This is a genomic window from Diaphorobacter aerolatus (genome assembly GCF_014489535.1).
GTDB lineage: Bacteria > Pseudomonadota > Gammaproteobacteria > Burkholderiales > Burkholderiaceae_C > Diaphorobacter_A > Diaphorobacter_A aerolatus.
This window is the reverse complement of the sequence record NZ_CP060783.1, coordinates 1,473,971-1,493,541: the sequence shown is the minus strand read 5'-3', so window position 1 is coordinate 1,493,541 and position 19,571 is coordinate 1,473,971. Positions and strand designations below refer to the sequence as shown.

The window sequence follows — 19,571 nt, the reverse complement described above, 5'->3', positions numbered from 1 at the left end:
TCCTCGTGTTTTCAATCCTGCAGTGTCCATGTCAGAACGGAGGTTCCCGATGATGATTCGTGTGCATGGAACTGCATCTGGATGCGGCGATTGTGCGCATAGAGGGCTCCTTCAAGCAGCCCATTCCAGGCCAGTCCCAGTTCGGGAACCCATTCATCCAAGCCTTCCCGGAACGCCCACCCGGTTTGCGTCACGACGCAGGCATTGCCGCGCCGCTCGATGCTCGAGGGATTGCCGTGGGCTTCACCGAGGGCCGCGAGAAACAGCGCGAACCCCGCCGCGTCTGGCGCAAAGCCTGCGCCGAGGCCTTGTGCAACCTCGTGATAGAACTGCATGCCCACCATCTTGGCGGCCATACGCAGTCGATGGGTTGCTTCTTCCGGTCCCCACAGCTCAAGCGCCGTAGGAAAGGCCGAGCGCACGTACTCCATTGCGTAGTTGCGATGTGCCTTGGCCAGTCGCGCGGGAGGCCAGTTCTCGATGGGCAACTGCGGTGCTTTGGCGGGCTCGAAGTCGGGCGCATCTTCATGCCGCGCAAACCGCAGCCGCTCGTGTGGCTGCAGGTCGGATTCATACTCGCAGTAATAGCCTTCGAGCCCGGATTGCCCGTCGACCGTCTGCTTGGTGCACACAAATCCAAGACGGGGATTGTTCAGCATGCTGCCGTTCTGGGCATGCCAGCCGAGCAGCATGGCCTGCGAGACCTCCGGTGGTATGCCGCACAGCGCGGTACCCGACCAGATCCAGCGTGGCGCGGCATAGCGTATCCATGCCTTACGATCCGATTCGTACATGTATTCCACTGACACCCCGCCAATGTGATTGGAGAGGTAGTGGTACTGCGCCGCCGCCACGGCCGGTGGCAGATGATCGATGTTGAGCTTTTTCAGTCCCGGCAAGAAACGTTCCCTGCGCTGGCGACAGAATATTTCGTACACCAGTTCCCGGGCCCTGGCCGGTCCCAGTCTGGACACCGAAAACAGGACGATGCCCGTGAAATAGGCGTGGTACAGGCTCGCGACGGCGCGCCAGGCTTCGACCGAGGGTTCTGGAGTGGGAGATGAAGATGCTTGCATGGTCATGGAATCCGGCAGAGCGACATACGGTGGTTTACGACAGGGTGTCGGCAGAGCGTTTGACTGCGCGCGCAATGACCAGCCGCTGGATCTCGGAAGTGCCTTCGTAAATCTCGGTGATGCGTTGGTCACGGTAGCAGCGTTCGACGACGTTGGGCTTCACGTATCCACGACCCGCGAGAATCTGCATCGCGTCATCACATATTTTGTGCGATGCCTCGCTGGCAAAGAGTTTGGCCATGGCACCAAGCGTGCTGACGTCTCGTCCTTCGTCGTATGCCCTGGCGGCTTCGTACGTCAGCATGCGCGCCGCGGAAAATTGGGTGGCCGCATCGGCTAGCATGAAGCCAATGCCCTGATGATCGATGATGCTGCGGCCAAACGTTTGGCGCGCTGCCGCGAACCTGGCGGCCTCACGGTAGGCGCACAACGCAATTCCCAGGGCCTGCGCGGCGACCACGATGCGTCCGACGTTCAGGGTGGACAAGGCCAGCTTCAATCCCTGACCTTCTTCCCCGATCATGCTGGAATCCGGAACCCACGAATCGACCTTGAAATTGGTAGTCGTGGTGCCGCGAATTCCCATCTTGTCCTCGTAGAAGTCGACGGTTGCGCCTTCGGTATCGCGCGGTACCCAGAAGCCACTGATGTTGTTGCGCTCTTCATTGCTGGTTTTCGCAAACACAATGAAATGCTTGGAATGCCCCCGTTACCCAGCCAGCACTTCTCACCCCGGATGCGCCAGCCATCGCCTTCGCGCACCGCGCTCGTGGTGATGGCTGCCGCGTCCGAACCCGCCCCACGTTCGCTGAGCGCGAAGTTGACGGCTTCACCCTTGCGCGCGAGTCCGCCCAGCAGGGCCTGCTTCTGCGCTTCATTGCCGCCGAGCAGCACGGGAAACGCACCCAGTGAAAGCGCGGCCATGATCGCCGAAGTGGAGCCGCAGCCTGCGGCGATGGCTTCGACCACGGTCACCAGCGACACCAGCGAGGCACCGCCGCCGCCATAAGCCTTTGGCAGGAACATGCCGGAGATGCCTGATTCCAGCAACGGCCCCAGATGTTCGACGGGATAACGTTGGTCGCGATCAATGGAGTCGGCCAGCGGGGCGAATTTCTCGGCGGTGAGCTTTTCCGCAGTCTGTTGCCAACGCAGGGATTCCGGATTCAAAGGCATTTGCCACAGGACGGTCATTTCAGGTCTCCGGGTTGCTGGGGTACATAAAATACTACTTGGTATTCTAACTTGTAAAAAGTGGTTTGACAGTCAACATTAAAGTGTATTGATTGGTGATTTCCCGCTATGAATAGGCGTAAAGCAGTATTTAAAATACTTGGTAGTATGCAATCAATTTACTCACTCGTCGGCACGAGAATTTCATGAGCGGGCCCTTGATCGGAATCCGGATCCTCGACTTGACTGGCGCTCTGTCAGGGCCTGTTGCCACTCAGCTTCTGGGTGACATGGGTGCGGATGTCATCAAGATCGAATCGCCCGAAGGCGACAGCATCCGCGCCATGGGTCCGGCAAGGCATGCCGGAATGGGTGCCATGTTTCTGCACGCCAATCGCAGCAAGCGCAGCCTGGTGCTCGACCTCAAACAGGGCAGTGCCAGAGATGCGTTGCTGAAGCTGGTGGCCAAGGCAGAGGTGCTTGTGACGAACACCCGGCCCAAGGCCCTCGCACGCTTGGGCTTGTCGTATGAAGATCTGAAGGCGATCAACCCCTCGCTGATCTATGTGAACATCGTTGGCTACGGTAGCAGTGGCCCCGATGCGGACAAGCCTGCCTACGACGACCTGATTCAGGCCGCTGCCGGAATCCCCTCGTTGCATGGCCCAAGCGACGCGCCACGCTATGCGCCCATCGCCATCGCCGATCGGGTGACAGGCATTTGCGCTGCCAATGCGGTTCTAGGGGCGCTTTTTCACAGGTTGCGGTCGGGTCAAGGGCAATTCGTCGAAGTGCCGATGCTCGAAACCGTCGCATCGCTCGTCCTTGCGGATCACATGGCGGGGCTCACGTTCGAGCCGGCGCAAGGGCCCGCCGTGTTCCAGCGTTATGCCGCCATACGCCGGCCGTTCACCACACGCGATGGCTCGATCTGCTTGATGGTGTTGACGGACCGGCAGTGGAACGCGCTGTTCAAAGTGCTGGGGCATGAGGGCGCGATGGACGACCCCAGATTTCGCACCATGAGCCAGCGCACGCAGCATCTCGAAGCGCTGTATGAACTGGTGGCCTACCCATTGAAGGAGCGAACCACCGAAGATTGGATCGCGCGGTTGGGGGCCGCAGACATCCCCGTTGCGCGGCTCGAAACCATGGACTCGCTGCTCTCCGATGGGCATCTCGTGAAGTCTGGCTTCTTCGGTATCTCGCAACACCCGACGGAGGGTGACATCCGCGTCATGAAATCACCGAGCACCTGGTCGGCCACACAGCCCGGCCCGTCTCGCCCAACGCCCAATCTCGGTGAACACAGCCGCGAAATTCTTCGTGAGGCAGGACTGTCCTCGCAGGAGATTCAGAGCATGTTCGAAACAGGTGCCACGAAGGAGTGAGGAAATGAAGGCTGTCGTCTGCCGTGAATACGCCGGCTTCGAGGTGGCGAAACTTGAGGAGATCGACGCGCCGACAATGCGACCGGGACATGTGCGAATTCGCGTCGAGGCAGCGAGTGCGAGCTTTGCGAGTCTTCTGGTGATGCAGGGAAAACACCAGAATCGCGCGCCGTTGCCGGTCATCGCCGGAACCGAAGTCGCCGGTGTGATCGTCGAGGTCGCGAGTGACGTCACACGGTTCAGCACTGGCGAGCGCGTGATCGCGGGAGTGCAGTGCGGCGGCTATGCCCAGGAAGTGGTCGCACCCCAGCAGACCGTATTCAGTCTTCCCGCAGATATTTCCTATGAGGCGGGGGCGCAGTTTCCGACCATCTACGGCACCGCTTACGGCGCGTTGAGTTGGCGAGCCAACCTGATGCCTTCAGAGGTGGTGTTGGTGCACGGGCAGGGGTGGAAGTGGGCTTGCCGCAGTCGAAGTGGCAAAGGCACTCGGTGCAGTGGTGATTGCAACAGCGGGATCGGAAGCCAAGTTGCGCGTTGCCCGAGAGCATGGTGCGGACCATGCCATCAACTACCGCGATTGCGATTGGCGCACCGCCGTGCTGGCGCTGACCGGGCAGCGTGGTGCTGATGTGATCTACGACCCTGTGGGCGGCGAGACGTTCGAGCAATCCCTTCGCTGCATTGCCCCCGAAGGACGCATCATCCCTATGGGTTTTGCCAGCGGCGAGATTCCCTCTGTCCCTGCCAACATCGTGCTGGTCAAGAACATTTCGGTTCTCGGTGTTTACTGGGGCTACTACTTCGGTTGGGGGCGCCATGGAGTGCCGACCTCCAATGATGCAAGGCTGCGCCGCGCCTACGACACGCTGTTTGAATGGGCGCGTCAGGGCAAGCTCAGACCGCTTGCGCACGCGGTGTTGCCGCTTCGCGAGTTTCGCCAGGCCTTCCAGATGATCAGCTCGCGTGAGGTCATCGGGCGCGTCGTGTTGCGTCCTCAGGAATAGCCGCAGCATCGCATTTCGCAGTATTTCGCAGTACTTGCTTTCCACAAAACCAGGAGACATCCATGAATTTCCGACGAATCGCATTGGCCGCCTGCATCTGCGCCGCAGGCGTTGCCGCCATTGCTCAGGACAACAAGTACCCGAGCCGTCCCATCGTGATGGTTTCGCCCTACGCGGCAGGCGGTGCCACCGAGACGTTCGCGCGGCTTTTGACCGAGGAGTTCGGTGCTGCGCTGGGACAGCCCATCGTCATCGAGCAAAAGCCCGGCGCATCGGGAACCATAGGCGCGCGCTTTGTCGCCAACAGCAAACCCGATGGCTATACCTTGCTGGCGAACACCTCGGGCCATGTGATGTACGAGGGGATGTACAAGAACCTGAGCTTTGATCCGATGAAGGATTTCAAACCGGTCGGAGTGCTTGGATCTGCGCCCATTCTGGTGGTCGTTGCGGAAGGGTCACCCTACAAGTCGTTCAAACAGGTGCTGGAAGCCGCAAAGACCAGGAACGTCACCTTCGCATCGGGCGCACTGGGCTCGCTACCGCATCTGACAGGCGAGCGGGTAGCGCTGCTAAGCAAGGTCAAGATGACCCATGTTCCGTTCTCCGGCAACGCGCCCGCAGTGACCAACGTGCTGGGTGGACACGTGGACATGATGTACTCCACGGCGGCCAGCGTGATGACGCAAATAAAAGGGCACAAGATGCGTGCGTTGGCGGTCTCCACCAAGGAGCGCATGCCTGAATTGCCCGATGTCCCGACCATCGCCGAATCGGGCATGCCCGGTTTTGACGTAACCGGCTGGTACGGAGTGTGGGCACCGAAGGACACCAGCACCGAGGTCGTCAACAAGGTAAGCAAGGCACTGGTTGCGGCCTCCAATCGCCCCGAAGTGCGCAAACGCATGGCCGACGCCAGCGTGACGCCAAGCACCATGACGGCCGAACAATTTGCGGAGTTCGCCGCCCGTGAGCGCAGCATCTGGCTTGAAGTCATGAAGACGGCCGGCATCCAGCCGGAGAACTGAAGTGACCGAAGCGATTGGGGACGGAGACCCGAAGGAAGTCGTCGTTGTCGTTGCAGATCAGGTTGGATGGATCACGATCAACCGCCCCGAGCGCATGAACGCATTGACCCGCGGCACATTCAAGCGCCTGGTGCAGGCATCGCTGGAACTGAATGCACGGCGCGACGTCCGCGTGATTGTCTATACCGGCGAGGGCGCAAGAGCGTTCTCTGCTGGTGTTGACCTGAAAGAGCTCGATGCGGCAGGGCAGATGACACATCCCATGGAAGGTCCTGAGCGCAACCTCAATGAAGTGATTCTCGAGCTCCAAAAGCCGACGATTGCCGCCATCAACGGCGTGGCCGCAGGTGGAGGCTGCGAACTTGCGTTGGCGTGCGACCTGAGAGTGGGCGCAACAGGCGCAAGAATCGGCTTGCCCGAAGCCAGAGTCGGCATGGGCGCCAATTTCGGAAGCGTTCTCTTGCCCCAACTGATTCCGCGAGCCATTGCGATGGAGCTGCTGTTTACCGGTCGATTGATCGATATGAAGTTTGCGCATGAAATCGGCCTGATCAATCACGTGGTAGAGCCCAAGGCCCTACGCAGCTTCGTTCACCAACTGGCAAAGCGCATTGCCGAGAACGCACCACTCTCCGTTCAACGCATGAAAGCGGTGGTACTGAAAAGCGCAGGACTCCCCGCGTCCGCTGCCCTACGCCTGAACGTGGGACCGGATCCGTATTCGAGCAGTGACCGCATCGAGGGGAACCGGGCATTTGTCGAGAAGCGGAAGCCGAGGTTTGCGGGGGTGTGAGCCGCCTTCATGCGATCATCGGCCTTGGCGAAATGTGGCGGTCAATATGCAAAAAAAGCGCCTCAAAAGGCGCTTGATTTTTCTGTCCTGGCGGAGGCTGTGAGATTCGAACTCACGGAAGGGTCACCCCTTCGGCAGTTTTCAAGACTGCTGGTTTAAACCACTCACCCAAACCTCCGAAGCCGCGTATTCTACACAATCGGCGGGGTTCGAAAGCGTTTGGCGCATGGCTCGCGCTTTGGTTTGCAACCCTGGATGACGAATGCGGCGTCCCTCTCTGTCACTGAGCAAATTGCCAATAATTCATATTTTTTGAATAGAAGCGACAATCTGATTGAAACTTCGTGCATTCACCGCACTCTAGACTCGGGTCGGTTGGTGATTGAACGACTGGGCCATCGATGAATCGACAGATGGAACTCTGGATGACGTGAGCGCGGCGCTGCCATCCGGGAATCGAAGAATAGACCGTGATGGATTGACTTTTCTACATGCAGGCAGCTTCGCAAATTCGGCCGACTCGGTACACCGCGACGGCCAAGACCTTTCATTGGGTGTTGGCCTTGGCGCTTGTGACCTTGTTTGGCGTGGGCCTGTACATGACGGGATTGCCGTTTTCGCCGCAGCGCCTCAAGTTGTACAACTGGCATAAATGGGCAGGGGTCACGATTCTGGCGTTGTCCGTGCTGCGCCTGCTTTGGCGCTTCACGCATCGTCCGCCACAACTGCCTGACAAGGTATTGGCGACCATGCCGGAGTGGCAGCAGTTTGCTCACCATGCCGTGCATTTCTTGATGTATGCATTGTTCCTCGCCGTGCCGTTGCTTGGTTGGGCTTACAGCTCGGCTTCGGGTTTTCAGATTGTCTGGCTTGGCGCGCTGCCGTTGCCTGATTTTGTTCCGGTGGATCCGGAACTGGCCAAGGCGATCAAGCCCTGGCATGCGTACAGCGCCTATGCCCTGGCAGCGCTGGTCGTGCTGCACGTTGCGGCAGTGGTGAAGCATCAGGTCATTGACCGTGACGGACTGCTTGGCCGCATGTTGCCGGGTCGGACCTGAGTTTCTGGGATCGCTTTCCTTCAAGGAGAAATGAATAGTGATGTGGACGAATAAATTTTCCGCGTTGAGCGCGGGTGTCGTGGTGGCGGGTTCCGCTGCGTTGTTGATGGCCGCGCCAGCCGCCTTGGCGCAGCAGGCGCTTGTGCCAGCACAAAGCGAGATCTCGTTTGTGAGCAAGCAGATGGGTGTGCCCGTGGAGGGCAAATTCAAGAAGTTCGACGCCCAGGTGTCGTTCGATCCCGCCAAGCTCGCGACGAGCAAGGTGGCGTTCACCATCGATACCGGGAGTGCCACGCTCGGCGTGAAGGAAACCGATGCGGAACTGCCGAAGTCCGTGTGGTTCAACGTGCCGAAATTCCCTCAGGCTACATTCCAGTCCTCGTCGATCAAATCGGTGGGCGCGGGCAAGTATGAGGTGACCGGCAAGCTGAACATCAAGGGCGCCAGCCAGGACGTGGTGGTTCCCGTCACGCTCACACAAAGCGGCGCTACCACGACCGCGCAGGGAAGCTTTCCCATCAAGCGACTGAGTTTCAAGATCGGCGAAAACGAATGGGCCGACACGTCCATGGTGGCCGACGACGTACAGGTGAAGTTCAAGCTGGCTTTGACCGGTGTGCCCAAGCTCTGATCAGGCAGGCTGGTTGGCCGAGAACGCGTGAACGTATGTCGTTACGCCTTGGCTTATCCCTGTCTTGACTATTTCTGATTTTTCGACGCGACTTTTTTCTTTGGAGTAATCACATGCGCAAATACGTTCTCGCCCTGGCCGCCGCCGCCGCAACCGCACTGATCGGCACCGCCGCTCACGCAGAACCGGCTTCCTACGCAATCGACCCGACACATACGTTTGCCACGTTCGAGATCAGCCACTTTGGTGCCAGCGTCAACCGTGCACGTTTCGACAAGAAGGAAGGCACGGTTCAGCTCGACAAGGCCGCCAAGACCGGCAAGGTGGAACTCACGCTGCACATCGACTCGGTCAACTCGGGCACGCCTCCGTTCAACAAGCATCTGCAAAGCGCCGAAATCTTTGACGCCGAGAAATTCCCGACGGCGAAGTTCGTGGGCGACAAGTTCACGTTCGACGGTGACAAGCTGACTTCGGTATCGGGCAATCTGACGATCAAGGGCAAGAGCCAGCCCGTGACCTTCAAGGCCAACCAGTTCGCCTGCTACGAAAGCCCGATGCTCAAGCGCGAAGTGTGCGGTGGTGACTTTGAAACCACCATCGACCGCACCGCCTTCGGCGTGGACTACGGCGTGCAGTACGGTTTCCCGAAGAACGTGCGCATCGTCGCGCAGATCGAAGCCGTGAAGCAGTAATTCTTCTTCAAGTCGGCTGACAAGTGAGGGTCGGTGTCGGAAGATGCCGGCCCTTTTCTGTTGTCTCTTATGGGGGATGGGGCCTGTTCAAACAACCCACGGGGTCGCGCAAGCGCGAAGAGTGGCGTGACAGGCCCTAATCGTTCGGCGCGCCTTCGAGCCATTGCTCCATCAACAGTCTCAGCATGTATGGATCGACCGGCTTGTACAGAACCGTGTACCCGGATTCCTCGGCCTGCGCGAGTGCGGGCGAATTGAATTCGCCGCTGACCATCGCGCCGCAGGCTTGCGGACATTGCGCGAACAAGGCCTCCAATACCTCGACACCGCTTTCGCCCGAGCGCAGCCGCTGATCGCACAGGATGACATGGGGCGAATAGCCGCCATCGACGAGAACGAAGGCAGCCGCTCCCGACGCAGCGCTGCGCACTTCGAGGCCCACGAGGTGAGCAGGTGCTCCCATGCGTTGGAGACCAGCGGATCGTCATCCACGATCAGGCAGCGGCCGCGCAGCAACGCGGTCACGGCCGACTCTGCATCCCTGTGGGGCGCGGATTGCGTGGAGTCTTCGCGCGCTTGCGCGGCATGCACATCAAACCAGAACATCGAACCCTTGCCTTCGCGAGAGCGCAGACCGTGCTGAGTGCCCATGAGTTCGGTGCATCGCGCGACCACGGACAAGCCCAGCCCGTGGCCTTCGCTGGAGATGTGCCAGGCGTTTTCCAATCGGTAGAGCGGCGAGTAGATTTTTGTCTGATCCTCGCTGGCCACGCCGATCCCCGTGTCCCAGACCTGGAGCCGCAACATCGAATCGAATCGGCGAGCCGTAATCAGCACCCCGCCTTCCAGCGTGTAGCGCAGGGCGTTTTGCACGAGGTTCACCAGCGCCCGCCGAATCAGCACCGGGTCGGCAATCGCATGCTTGGCGCGGCTGCTGACTTTTGCGCGCAGGCGCAAGCCTCTGGCTCGCGCGTCGCCGTCAAAGAGTGAAAGCGTTTCCACAATGATGGCGTTCATGTCGAGTCGTTCGGGCGCTCTTACCGCCGTTTCGTTTTCGATGCGCGATAGATCGAGCAGCGAGTCGAACATGATCTGAACCGCCTTCACCGCGGTGCGCAAATCCGTCAGAGCGGGGCGCAGATGCGGATCGGTGCTGCGAAAGGAGATCGACTCGATCAGAAATCCAAGTGCGTGAACCGGCTGGCGCAGATCGTGGCTGGCCGTCATCAGAAAGCTGTTCTTGGCGGCGAGTGCGCTCAAGGCCTGTTCCTTGGCACTTTGATATTGCATGGCCAGTATCAGGCTCTTTTGTTCAAGGTCCATCTGCTGCACGAGAAACCGGTGAATGCCCTTGGCATGGTGGTACAGCGCCAGCGCGTAGATGGCCGTGAGAGCGAGCGTGAGACCGGAGTAGTTGGGCACCGTCCACGGTGTGGCGAGGGCGACCTGCACCCAGCACAGTGCGAAAAACCGCAGAAAGCTGTTCAGAATTCCGGTCTGGTGCGTGGCGTTGATGGCCAGAATTCCCGCGATACTCACGAGCCAGAAAATGTTGAGTATCGGATCCTTGGTCATCGCGACCAGCCAGGTGCCTGAGCCTAGCGCGAGGCCGTGAATCGTGGCTGCGCGCTTGAGGCGCGGAATCCATTGCGCATTGACTTCATGAGCAGGCCGCGTCTCGCAATCGGCCACGAATCGCGCCTGCCAGCGGCGAATCACCAGCGCTCCCGCCACGTACAGGAGTGCCCAGATCGCCATCGGCACAACGTCATAGCGATGCCACCACATGGCAAACAGAAAGACCATGGCGACCAGCGGAATGGCATGCACGCTGAACACCACGCGGTTCAGCGATATGGTCAGCAGCTTCAGTTGCGATTCGGACGTCTGCGGCTGCAACTCCCCCGCGCTCACAAGCGGTTGGCTCACAGGCGCTGTCCCGCGAGGAGGGCGATGGCCTCCACCCGATTGCGTACGCCGAGCTTGGAGAGCACAACGCTCATGTGATCCTTGGCGGTTTGCTCCCCCATGCCGAGCCGGTCGGCAATGCGTTTGTTGGTCCATCCGCGCATCGCCAGGGACATCACTTCGGCCTGGCGTTCCGTGAGCCCATAGCGGGTCACGAGTTCGAGTTGCAGCGTGGCAGGCCCGTTCTCCTCATCGTTGGGCATGCTGAACGTGGTCTTCTTCTGCATGACCGACTGGACCACCTTGATGAACTCATCGGGCGTCGCGTGCTTGCCGATGAAGCCGTGCGCGCCGCAGGACTTCACGTGGGTTGGCACCTCCGAGCCGGAGTCCGCGCTGATCACCAGCAATCTGCTGTGCGGATGACTCGAAAGCAACTGTGTCAGAAAGCTCGAAGCGGCTTGACGATCGATCCAGAAGTCGACGAGGAACAACGAAAATCCTGAACGTTCCTCAAAGGGACGAGAGAGAAATTCGCTGGCAGAAACAAAGATTTTCGCGTCGTCGAAACGGCAGTGCGAAGTCAGGTACTCGGCCAGTCCCTTGGCGACGAGCGGGTGGTCATCGATCACCGCAGCACTGCCAAACGACGCAGGCTGCTCATTTGTACTTTGCATGAGAACAGCGGGTGGAACTTGTAGCTAAAAAACCAATAACGGACGACAAAACATAGCGAACCAGCGTCAAGCATTGCAAGGCGAAATCGATCTGGCAACCCTACGTGAGTAGGATGTATCAATGCTTCATTTTCGATAGAGTTTATCTGTCTATAACGAACAGGAGTATCGAAAATGCGAGGAATGAAGTGCTGCACCAAACTGGCGATGAGCGCCATCGTTCTGGCGTCGCTTGCCGCTTGCGGCGACGATGACAATGACGACGAAGGCAATCCCAATCCACCCGATCCGGCGCTGGGCGTTGTGATCGGTGGAAACGTTTCGGGACTGGGTTCGGGTAAGTCTGTAGTGCTTCAAAACAACGGCGGCAGTGACTTGCGCGCGCTTCAGAACGGCAAGTTCGCGTTCAACAACGTCGTCGCGCAGGGTAGCCAGTATTCGGTCACCGTTTCTGCGCAGCCCGATGGACAGAATTGCAAGGTCACCAATGGCTCGGGCACGGCTCAGGGGGATGTGAGCAATGTGGCTGTGGAGTGCACTGACACCAATGCACCGGTAGATCCCGGCACGGGTGGCGGTGAGACGGCAAGCTGCATGGACAACCCCAACTTCCGTGGCGCGGGCAATACATGGTCGATCACGACCAAGGGACGCGTGGAGACCAACAAGGCGATGGGGCTCGTCACATACCGTGGGGTTAGTGCGCATCAAACGCATGCGGTCGACACCATCGGACTTGAGTGGGACTCGTACACCAATTTGATTGGTGGCAAGTTTGTTCAATATGGTTCGCAAATGCTGAAGTCCGCCCCCAACGAATCGTACTTTTCGCCGGCATTGGAAGTGCCGATTTCGCTTCCGCTCAATCAGACCTACACGCAAACGGTGGATGTAGTCACGGTACAGCCGGGAGCTGCCCCGGTTGCGGTCAAAACGACGTTGACGTACACGTATCGCGGACGGGAAACCATCACCACGCCGCTGGGCACGATCGAGACCTGCAAGCTCGAATTGACGGGTGAAAGCACGCTTTCTTCGTTGATCAAGTGGACCCAATGGCTGGGTGCCAGCGGTAAATACGCCGGGTTCCATATCAGGACACAGAGTCCGAGTGAAACTACGGAACCAGACAAGATCGAAATGAGCTGGAACTGATCCAGTAAGCACGGTGGCCCCGCATGTGTCAAAAAGACACGGCGGGGCTTTCTTCTTTGTGAAACGGAACAGTTCGCGAGTCGCGGCCATCCCTCGTCCGAGTGGCGCCGCGCAAGATGCGCCCCATGGGGGTGAGATGCAGCAGCATGCGGTCGATTCTATGAAATGATTTGAATTCAAATCATTTGTATAAAACTGACTGCCTGGACATCAGGGATGTCGCTGGCCTCCGGCCCTCAAAGCCTCTTCAGCCAAAGACGTCGGCGCGCTGCACGATGCGGCGTGCCGCGTCCGCGCTCACGTTTGCTCCCATGGTTCCAAAGTGCGATCCCCAGTCGCTGCCAGCGGCGGCGCAGCGCGTGTTGAAGAAGGCGGTGGTCACTTCCGCGGTACTGTGTTGCAGCAACTCGGCGCCCTGGATCGTGCGGGCGATGGCTTCGGTCATCGGGCGCGCCAGGTATTCGTCTGCGAGCGCTGCGTCGATGAGCCGCCCCGTGTGGGTCACAAGTCGGTCGAAACGTGCATCCTGACCTGCGAGCTTCTGCCACTCTGCGAGCAGCGCGTCGCGGGTTTCGGGCGTGCGCTGCATCGCGCGGCGCACGTCCATGCACATCATGTTGGCAGTGCCTTCCCACACGCTGTTGAGCGGCGCTTCACGGTACAGGCGCGCCATCGGATTCTCTTCGATGAAACCATTGCCGCCATGGCATTGCAATGCTTCATTGGCGATGGCAGGCGCGCGCGAGCAGTTGAAGAATTTGGCCGCGGGCGTCGCCACGCGAGCGAGCAGCCGTTCGTGCTCGTCCCCGCGATCCATTCCGTCGGTTGCCTTGGCCACGCGCAACGCAAACAGCGTGGCGGCCTCGACCTCGACCGCCATGTCGGCCAGCACATTGAGCATCATCGGGCGCTCGGCAATCGAGGTACCGAACGCACTGCGCGTGGTGGTGTGCTGCAGCGCGAGTGTGAGCGCCTGACGCATGAGCCCGGCGGAGCCGACCGCGAAGTCCAGGCGCGTGAGGTGAGCGTGCGACAGAATCTCGCGAATGCCGTGGCCTTCTTCGCCGACGCGGATCGCGAGCGTGCCGGCGTATTCAACCTCGCTCGAAGCGTTCGAGCGATTGCCGGCCTTGTCTTTCAGACGCTGCACGAAAAAGCGGTTGAACGAGCCGTCGGGCAGCGTGCGCGGCAGGAAGAAGCAGGTCACGCCGCCGTTCACCTTGCCGAGTGTGAAGAAACCGTCGGACTGCGGCACGGAGCAGAACCACTTGTGGCCGGTGAGTTCATACCAGTGGGCGACTGCGCCGTGGTAGTCGCCGGTGTGCGAGAAGCGCGCCGTGGTCTGCGTCTCGCGCAGATCGGAGCCGCCCTGCTTTTCGGTCATCGCGTAGCCGATCACCACGGACGGCTTGTCGCCTACTTCGCGGCGGCTGAATTCGTATTGCGTACCCCTTGATTTTTCGGCCCAGATCGCGAGCGCGGGCTCTGCCGAAAATCCCGCATACGACGCATAGGCCATGCCGGTGGGCAGGCCGTTCCCTGCTCGACCTGATTCCACAGATACGAGAGCACCGCGCGGGCGTAGTGACCGTTGGGTTCATGGGTGCGCCACGTGAGGTTGGGAACCTCATGCTTCCATGCGAGCGCCATCAGCTCGTGCCACGCGGGATGGAAGTCCACCCAGTCCACGCGGTGGCCGAATCGATCATGGGTCTTGAGTTCAGGGTGGTGCTTGTTGGCAAGACGCGCGAGCTCCTGCACGTTCGCATCACCCGCCACCGCGCCGAGCGCATCGCAGCGCGCTGCGGCCCAGGGCGCTTCGCGCTCGATGGCAGCGGTCAGCACGGCGTCGCCGGAAAACGCATTGAAGCCATTGGCGGGTTGTGCCTGATTGCGTACCTCGTGCGTCTGGTAACGGTTGGCCGGCTCGGCGAGGGCGGCGCTTGAAAGGGGCTGGTTCATGCTGTCTGTCTCCTTTGCGGTTGTAGGGGAGGGGCTTAACGTGAAGGGCTCGCAGCGACGCTGGTGCATGCGAGCGCTGCGATCTGATCGGCCAGCGCGGCGATCTCCAGGCGCTGGTCGGCTTCATTCAATTGCGAGGTGCTGATGAGCGGCGATAGCGGGCCGATCAGGCCCTCCATGAAGCCACCGACGATGACGGTGGCGGCGATGTCGGCGCGCACGTCGCGGCGCATGCTCGCATTGGACTGGCCTTGCGCGATGACCGAACGGATCACCTCGCTGATCGCGGCGCGGTATTCAAGGCGCACCTCGTCGATGGCCTTGTCGCAGGGCTCGGCGATCAGGGCATAGGCCAGGCGCGGATTGCGCATGGCGCGCAGCACGAAGGTGGTGACCATCGAATGCAGCCGTTCGTGGGCCGTGCCCTGCGATGCCGCGATGTCGGCGAGCACATCCACCTCCCGTTGCGAAACACGCGAGAGCACTTGCGCAAACAGTTCGGCCTTGGAGGGAAAGTAACGATAGACCGTGCCCGTGGCGATACCCGCCGTGGTGGCGACGTTGGCGATCTGGGCTTCCTGCCAGCCGCCTTCGCTGACCAGCGCACGGGCAGCCAGGAGGATGCGGGTTCGGTTGTCCTGCAAGCGGGCTTCGACAGCCGGAGTTTGACGGTAGGCCATGAAAGAATGAATGTTGATTCACGTTATTATGAATCATAGTTCATTCTTTGGAATTCATGTCGATTTTTTCACTGACTGCGCCGTGCCATCCACAGGCTAAGTCGTCAGGCTGGCGAGGCGGCATAAAAAAACGCCGCGAGTTCTCGCGGCGTTTCGGGGAAGGCGGAACGGCTTACTTGCGTTTGCCTGCAGCGTTGGCCGCAGCCAGTGCCGTCATGTTGACCACGCGGCGCACGGTGGCGGAAGGGGTCAGCACGTCGGCTGCTCCGCCGCCGCCGAGCAGGATCGGGCCGATGGTCGTGCCGTGGCCGCCGGTCTGCTTGAGCACGTTGAACAGGATGTTCGCGGCGTCCAGGTTCGGGCAGATCAACACGTTGGCAGATCCCGTCAGGCTGGCGTCCAGCAGCGATCTGTGGCGCACGCTCTCGGACAGCGCGGCATCGCCATGCATTTCGCCGTCGCACTCGATGTGCGGAGCCATCTTGCTGAACAGGTCACGTGCCTTGCGCATCTTGAGTGCGGATGGGCGCGTGGACGAGCCGTAGCTGGAGTGCGATAGGAACGCCACCTTGGGCGGAAGGCCGAAGCGCTGCACTTCCTCTGCGGCCATCAGCGCGATCGATGCAAGCTGCTCCGCCGTGGGATCTTCGTTGATGTAGGTATCGGCGATGAAGAGGGTGCCGGTATCCAGCATCACGGCGTTCACGGTGGCGAGCTGGCTTGCGCCCTCGTTCAGACCGAGAATGTCACGCACATGGCCCAGGTGCGCGTCGAACTTGCCGACCAGACCGCAGAGCATGGCGTCGGCGTCGCCCAAATACACCATCAGCGCGGCAATGATGGTGTTGGAGCGGCGCACGGCCGCCTTGGCCGCCTCGGGCGTGACGCCGTCGCGCCCCATGAGCTTGTGGTAGGCCTCCCAGTATTGGCGAAAGCGCGGATCGTCTTCCGGATTGCAGATCTCGACATCCTTGCCAAGTTGAATGCGCAGACCGGCTTTGTCGATGCGCGCCTGAATGACGGCCGGGCGGCCAATCAGGATCGGCTTGGCGAGGCCGTCGTCGATGGCGACCTGCACGGCGCGCAGCACGCGCTCGTCCTCGCCTTCGGCATAGGCCACGCGCTGCACGCTGGCCTTGGCTGCGGCAAACACCGGGCGCATGAACATGCTGGTCTGGTAGACAAAGCGCGTCAGGCTCTCGCGATAGGCTTCGATGTCGGCGATGGGGCGCGTTGCCACGCCGGATTCTTCCGCCGCCTTGGCGACCGCCGGGGCGATGCGCAGGATCAGGCGCGTGTCGAAGGGCGTGGGAATCAGGTAGTCGGGCCGAAGCTCAGCTCCTTGCCCTGGTAGGCCGCAGCCACTTCGTAGCTCACGTCGGCCTTGGCGAGCGCGGCGATCTCGCGCACGCAGGCGAGCTTCATGGCTTCGGTGATCTTGGTTGCGCCGCAATCGAGCGCGCCACGGAAGATGTACGGGAAGCACAGGACGTTGTTCACCTGGTTCGGGTAGTCCGAACGACCGGTCGCCATGATGCAGTCGGGGCGGATGGCCTTGGCGAGTTCCGGGCGGATTTCCGGCTCGGGGTTGGCGAGCGCCAGAATGATCGGCTTGTCGGCCATGGTCTTGACCATGTCGGCGCTCAGCACGCCGGGCGCCGAGCAGCCGAGGAACACATCGGCGCCGTTGACCACGTCGGCCAGCGTGCGCGCATCGGTCTTCTGCGCGTAGCGGGCCTTGGATTCGTCCATGCCACCGGCGCGACCTTCGTAGATCACGCCCTTGGAATCGACCATGTAAACGTTCTCGCGTTTGACGCCGAGGCCCACCATCACGTCCACGCAGGCGATTGCGGCCGCGCCCGCGCCTGACACCGCCACCTTGACCTTGTCGATCTGCTTGCCCACGAGCTCAAGGCCGTTGAGCAGCGCGGCGCTCGAGATGATCGCGGTGCCGTGCTGGTCGTCGTGGAACACCGGAATCTGCATGCGCTTGGAGAGTTCGCGCTCGATGTAGAAGCACTCGGGCGCCTTGATGTCTTCAAGGTTGATGCCGCCCAGGGTAGGTTCGAGCGCGGCAACGATCTCGATGATCTTGTCCGGATCACGCGCGTCGAGTTCGATGTCGAACACGTCAACGCCCGCAAACTTCTTGAACAAACAACCCTTGCCTTCCATGACCGGCTTGCCCGCCAGCGGGCCGATGTCGCCCAGGCCGAGCACCGCCGTGCCGTTGGTGATCACGCCGACGAGGTTGCCGCGCGAGGTGTACTCGGCGGCTTTGGACGGATCGGCCTGGATGTCCAGACACGGATAAGCCACGCCCGGCGAGTAGGCCAGCGACAGGTCGCGCTGGTTGGACAGCGGCTTGGTCGGGGTGACGGAAATCTTGCCCTTGGTGGGGTTGCGATGGTATTCGAGTGCGGCTTCGCGCAGTGCCGATTCTGCGGCGGACAAGTTTTGGGTCATACGATTTTCACTGCTCATCAATGTGAAGGTCCGACAGAGCTTACTTCAGCTCGCGCACGATTTCATGTGGTCGAACCCTATGGGGTGTCTACGAATGTGTGTGACGAAACAATACAAAAAGCCCCGACGCCTTACAGCGTGAGGGCTTTGCGCCAGCTTCCTTGGGTAAAGGATTCAGACATGCGGATTGGCACTTGGGGTTCAGTGCGCGTCGGCTTGCGCCGCAGCCCGCACAGCGGCCGAGGTGTCGCCGCTGGTGCCGTTGAAGAATATGTTCAATACTACCGCAGACAGCGAGGCCAGCAGAATTCCCGATTCGATCAGCGGGTGGATTGCATGCGGCATCCACTGGCGGAAATTCGGCGCCACCAGCGGGATCATTCCCACGCCGATCGACACCGCGACGATCATCGCGTTGTTGCGGTTCTTCTGAAAATCCACGTTGCTCAGGATGCGGATGCCGGTAGCTGCGACCATGCCGAACATCACCAGTCCCGCGCCGCCGAGCACCACTGTGGGCAGTGATTCGATCAGCGCCGCCATCTTCGGCAGGATGCCGAGCACGATCAGGATCACGCCGCCCGCCACGCAGACCCAGCGGCTCTTCACGCCCGTCACGGCCACGAGGCCCACGTTCTGCGAGAAGCTGGTGTAGGGAAAGGTGTTGAAGATGCCGCCCAGCAGCGTGCCCAGGCCATCGGTGCGCAGGCCGCGCGTCAGGTCGTCCTGCGTCACGGGTTTGCCCGTCATGTCCGAGAGCGCGAGGAACATGCCCACCGATTCGATCATCACCACCACCATCACCAGCGACATGGTGAGGATCAGGACCGGATCGAACACCGGCGTGGCGATTTCAAACGGCAGCACGAGGTCGAACCATGCGGCGTTCGCGACCTTGTGAAAGTCCATCAGGCCCAACGCTGCGGTGATGATGCCGCCCACGATGATGCCGGCGAGCACCGAGATGTTTGCAAGAAAGCCCTTGCCAAAGCGCGCGATCAGCAGAATGGTCACGAGCACCGCGCCCGAAATACCGACACCCGCGAGGTCGGCGTATTTGGGATTTGGAACCGTCGGCACCACGGCGAAGCCCTTGGGGATCGGTGGCAACGACGAGCCCGGAGCGCCCGCGCTGGCCTGCGCCTCGGCCAGCCATTTCAGGTGCTCCGGGTTGGGCACCGATGGTGCCGTGGGCCCGACGGGATTGCCGAAGATCCAGTTGATGCCCACGCGCATCAGGCTGATGCCGATCACCGCGATGATCGTGCCCGTCACCACCGGAGGGAAGAACCGCAGCATGCGGCTGATGAGCGGCGAGATCAGCAGCGAGACGATGCCCGCGCCGATCACCGAGCCGAAAATCAGTCCCGCACCGGCCTGCCCGCCCGTGGCCTGCGCCATCGAGATCATCGGCGCGACTGACGCAAACGTCACGCCCATCATCACCGGCAGCTTGATGCCAAACCACTGCGTGGCCCCCATGGCCTGGATCAGTGTGACCAGACCACACACGAACAGGTCGGCGGAAATCAGATGCGCCACCTGTTCGGGTGCCAGATTGAGCGCGCGGCCAACGATCAGCGGTACCGCGACCGCCCCGCGTACATGACCAGCACATGCTGCAAGCCCAGCGTGGTGAGCTTGCCGAGCGGAAGTTTCTCGTCTACGGGGTGGGCGGTAGATGACATGGGCTGCTACTCCAATCGTTGTGTGAACAGGCCCTGGTTGCAAGGATCGGGCCAGGCGCCAAGGCATCATTTTTGTGCGCAATGATTCATACAAAAAGTGTATACAAAACGATGCTGCGCAGATCTCCGAGCAAACCCTGACGCCGTTGTGCCACTAAAACAAAGCCCCAAGGCCATTTC

15 protein-coding genes, 1 tRNA gene and 4 pseudogenes are annotated in these 19,571 nt (G+C 60.7%); 9 read left to right on the top strand and 11 right to left on the bottom strand.

What is annotated here, in order from left to right; translation table 11 throughout:
• Positions 1–11: 11 nt before the first annotated feature.
• The 3 genes from H9K75_RS06940 to H9K75_RS25460 are packed head-to-tail and all read right to left on the bottom strand — an operon-like array spanning position 12 to position 2,270.
• On the bottom strand, positions 12–1,076 hold the full coding sequence (locus H9K75_RS06940) for a hypothetical protein (RefSeq protein WP_187725947.1): 1,065 nt from the start codon (positions 1,074–1,076) through the stop codon (positions 12–14).
• A gap of 34 nt (positions 1,077–1,110) precedes the next feature.
• Positions 1,111–1,599, bottom strand: coding sequence for an acyl-CoA dehydrogenase family protein (locus H9K75_RS25465; RefSeq protein WP_404826412.1), 489 nt, complete (start codon positions 1,597–1,599; stop codon positions 1,111–1,113).
• Positions 1,596–2,270, bottom strand: a complete 675-nt coding sequence (locus H9K75_RS25460; RefSeq protein WP_404826411.1) for an acyl-CoA dehydrogenase family protein — start codon at positions 2,268–2,270, stop codon at positions 1,596–1,598. Before H9K75_RS25460 ends, H9K75_RS25465 begins: the two co-directional genes overlap by 4 nt.
• Positions 2,271–2,455: 185 nt before the next feature.
• Between H9K75_RS25460 and H9K75_RS06930 the strand changes: the two genes are divergently transcribed.
• The 5 genes and pseudogenes from H9K75_RS06930 to H9K75_RS06915 all read left to right on the top strand — a co-directional run bounded on the left by H9K75_RS06930 (position 2,456) and on the right by H9K75_RS06915 (position 6,468).
• Positions 2,456–3,640: a CaiB/BaiF CoA transferase family protein gene (locus H9K75_RS06930; protein WP_187725214.1), complete on the top strand. Its 1,185-nt coding sequence runs from the start codon at positions 2,456–2,458 to the stop codon at positions 3,638–3,640.
• 4 nt (positions 3,641–3,644) lie between these two features.
• Positions 3,645–3,911: pseudogene (locus H9K75_RS25045) on the top strand (alcohol dehydrogenase catalytic domain-containing protein); the annotation flags it as partial.
• A 226-nt stretch (positions 3,912–4,137) separates the two neighbouring features.
• Positions 4,138–4,647 carry a zinc-binding dehydrogenase gene (locus H9K75_RS23665; RefSeq protein WP_264293988.1) on the top strand — a complete coding sequence of 170 codons (510 nt, stop codon included), beginning with the start codon at positions 4,138–4,140 and terminating at the stop codon, positions 4,645–4,647.
• Between the two features lie 62 nt (positions 4,648–4,709).
• Entirely contained in the window at positions 4,710–5,675 is a 966-nt protein-coding gene (locus tag H9K75_RS06920) for a Bug family tripartite tricarboxylate transporter substrate binding protein (RefSeq protein ID WP_187725213.1), read from the top strand.
• A gap of 1 nt (position 5,676) precedes the next feature.
• Complete coding sequence (locus H9K75_RS06915; RefSeq protein WP_226858584.1) at positions 5,677–6,468, top strand: enoyl-CoA hydratase/isomerase family protein; 792 nt, start codon at positions 5,677–5,679, stop codon at positions 6,466–6,468.
• An 88-nt stretch (positions 6,469–6,556) separates the two neighbouring features.
• Here the strand turns inward: H9K75_RS06915 and H9K75_RS06910 are convergent.
• Positions 6,557–6,646 (bottom strand) — tRNA-Ser (locus tag H9K75_RS06910).
• 313 nt (positions 6,647–6,959) lie between these two features.
• Here H9K75_RS06910 and H9K75_RS06905 point away from each other — a divergent pair.
• From H9K75_RS06905 to H9K75_RS06895, 3 genes are all read left to right on the top strand, one after another.
• Positions 6,960–7,526, top strand: a complete 567-nt coding sequence (locus tag H9K75_RS06905; RefSeq protein WP_187725212.1) for a cytochrome b — start codon at positions 6,960–6,962, stop codon at positions 7,524–7,526.
• A 40-nt stretch (positions 7,527–7,566) separates the two neighbouring features.
• Positions 7,567–8,157: a YceI family protein gene (locus H9K75_RS06900; protein ID WP_187725211.1), complete on the top strand. Its 591-nt coding sequence runs from the start codon at positions 7,567–7,569 to the stop codon at positions 8,155–8,157.
• A gap of 113 nt (positions 8,158–8,270) precedes the next feature.
• Positions 8,271–8,852, top strand: a complete 582-nt coding sequence (locus H9K75_RS06895; protein ID WP_187725210.1) for a YceI family protein — start codon at positions 8,271–8,273, stop codon at positions 8,850–8,852.
• A gap of 180 nt (positions 8,853–9,032) precedes the next feature.
• Here H9K75_RS06895 and H9K75_RS06890 read toward each other — a convergent pair whose 3' ends face one another.
• The 3 genes from H9K75_RS06890 to H9K75_RS23660 are packed head-to-tail and all read right to left on the bottom strand — an operon-like array spanning position 9,033 to position 11,655.
• Positions 9,033–10,781: a sensor histidine kinase gene (locus H9K75_RS06890; RefSeq protein WP_187725209.1), complete on the bottom strand. Its 1,749-nt coding sequence runs from the start codon at positions 10,779–10,781 to the stop codon at positions 9,033–9,035.
• On the bottom strand, positions 10,778–11,437 hold the full coding sequence (locus tag H9K75_RS06885) for a response regulator transcription factor (protein ID WP_187725208.1): 660 nt from the start codon (positions 11,435–11,437) through the stop codon (positions 10,778–10,780). Before H9K75_RS06885 ends, H9K75_RS06890 begins: the two co-directional genes overlap by 4 nt.
• Positions 11,389–11,655 carry a hypothetical protein gene (locus H9K75_RS23660; RefSeq protein WP_226858583.1) on the bottom strand — a complete coding sequence of 89 codons (267 nt, stop codon included), beginning with the start codon at positions 11,653–11,655 and terminating at the stop codon, positions 11,389–11,391. Before H9K75_RS23660 ends, H9K75_RS06885 begins: the two co-directional genes overlap by 49 nt.
• Between H9K75_RS23660 and H9K75_RS06880 the strand changes: the two genes are divergently transcribed.
• Positions 11,645–12,592, top strand: coding sequence for a hypothetical protein (locus H9K75_RS06880; protein ID WP_226858582.1), 948 nt, complete (start codon positions 11,645–11,647; stop codon positions 12,590–12,592). The genes H9K75_RS23660 and H9K75_RS06880 overlap by 11 nt on opposite strands.
• Before the next feature lie 247 nt (positions 12,593–12,839).
• Here H9K75_RS06880 and H9K75_RS06875 read toward each other — a convergent pair.
• The 4 genes and pseudogenes from H9K75_RS06875 to H9K75_RS06860 all read right to left on the bottom strand — a co-directional run bounded on the left by H9K75_RS06875 (position 12,840) and on the right by H9K75_RS06860 (position 19,391).
• A pseudogene (locus tag H9K75_RS06875) lies at positions 12,840–14,554 on the bottom strand (acyl-CoA dehydrogenase family protein).
• Positions 14,555–14,589: 35 nt separating this feature from the next.
• Complete coding sequence (locus tag H9K75_RS06870) at positions 14,590–15,234, bottom strand: TetR/AcrR family transcriptional regulator (protein ID WP_187725206.1); 645 nt, start codon at positions 15,232–15,234, stop codon at positions 14,590–14,592.
• A 172-nt stretch (positions 15,235–15,406) separates the two neighbouring features.
• Positions 15,407–17,703 (bottom strand): annotated as a pseudogene (locus H9K75_RS06865) (NADP-dependent malic enzyme).
• A gap of 201 nt (positions 17,704–17,904) precedes the next feature.
• Positions 17,905–19,391: pseudogene (locus H9K75_RS06860) on the bottom strand (nucleobase:cation symporter-2 family protein).
• Positions 19,392–19,571: the final 180 nt, after the last annotated feature.

Excerpts from the sequence above, each read along its gene's own strand:
- H9K75_RS06940 (WP_187725947.1), bottom strand. The coding sequence starts at position 1,076 with ATGCAAGCATCTTCATCTCCCACTCCAGAACCCTCGGTCGAAGCCTGG.
- H9K75_RS25465 (WP_404826412.1), bottom strand. The coding sequence starts at position 1,599 with ATGATCGGGGAAGAAGGTCAGGGATTGAAGCTGGCCTTGTCCACCCTG.
- H9K75_RS25460 (WP_404826411.1), bottom strand. The coding sequence starts at position 2,270 with ATGACCGTCCTGTGGCAAATGCCTTTGAATCCGGAATCCCTGCGTTGG.
- H9K75_RS06930 (WP_187725214.1), top strand. The coding sequence starts at position 2,456 with ATGAGCGGGCCCTTGATCGGAATCCGGATCCTCGACTTGACTGGCGCT.
- H9K75_RS06920 (WP_187725213.1), top strand. The coding sequence starts at position 4,710 with ATGAATTTCCGACGAATCGCATTGGCCGCCTGCATCTGCGCCGCAGGC.
- H9K75_RS06905 (WP_187725212.1), top strand. The coding sequence starts at position 6,960 with ATGCAGGCAGCTTCGCAAATTCGGCCGACTCGGTACACCGCGACGGCC.
- H9K75_RS06900 (WP_187725211.1), top strand. The coding sequence starts at position 7,567 with ATGTGGACGAATAAATTTTCCGCGTTGAGCGCGGGTGTCGTGGTGGCG.
- H9K75_RS06895 (WP_187725210.1), top strand. The coding sequence starts at position 8,271 with ATGCGCAAATACGTTCTCGCCCTGGCCGCCGCCGCCGCAACCGCACTG.
- H9K75_RS06885 (WP_187725208.1), bottom strand. The coding sequence starts at position 11,437 with ATGCAAAGTACAAATGAGCAGCCTGCGTCGTTTGGCAGTGCTGCGGTG.
- H9K75_RS06880 (WP_226858582.1), top strand. The coding sequence starts at position 11,645 with ATGAGCGCCATCGTTCTGGCGTCGCTTGCCGCTTGCGGCGACGATGAC.
- H9K75_RS23660 (WP_226858583.1), bottom strand. The coding sequence starts at position 11,655 with ATGGCGCTCATCGCCAGTTTGGTGCAGCACTTCATTCCTCGCATTTTC.
- H9K75_RS06870 (WP_187725206.1), bottom strand. The coding sequence starts at position 15,234 with ATGGCCTACCGTCAAACTCCGGCTGTCGAAGCCCGCTTGCAGGACAAC.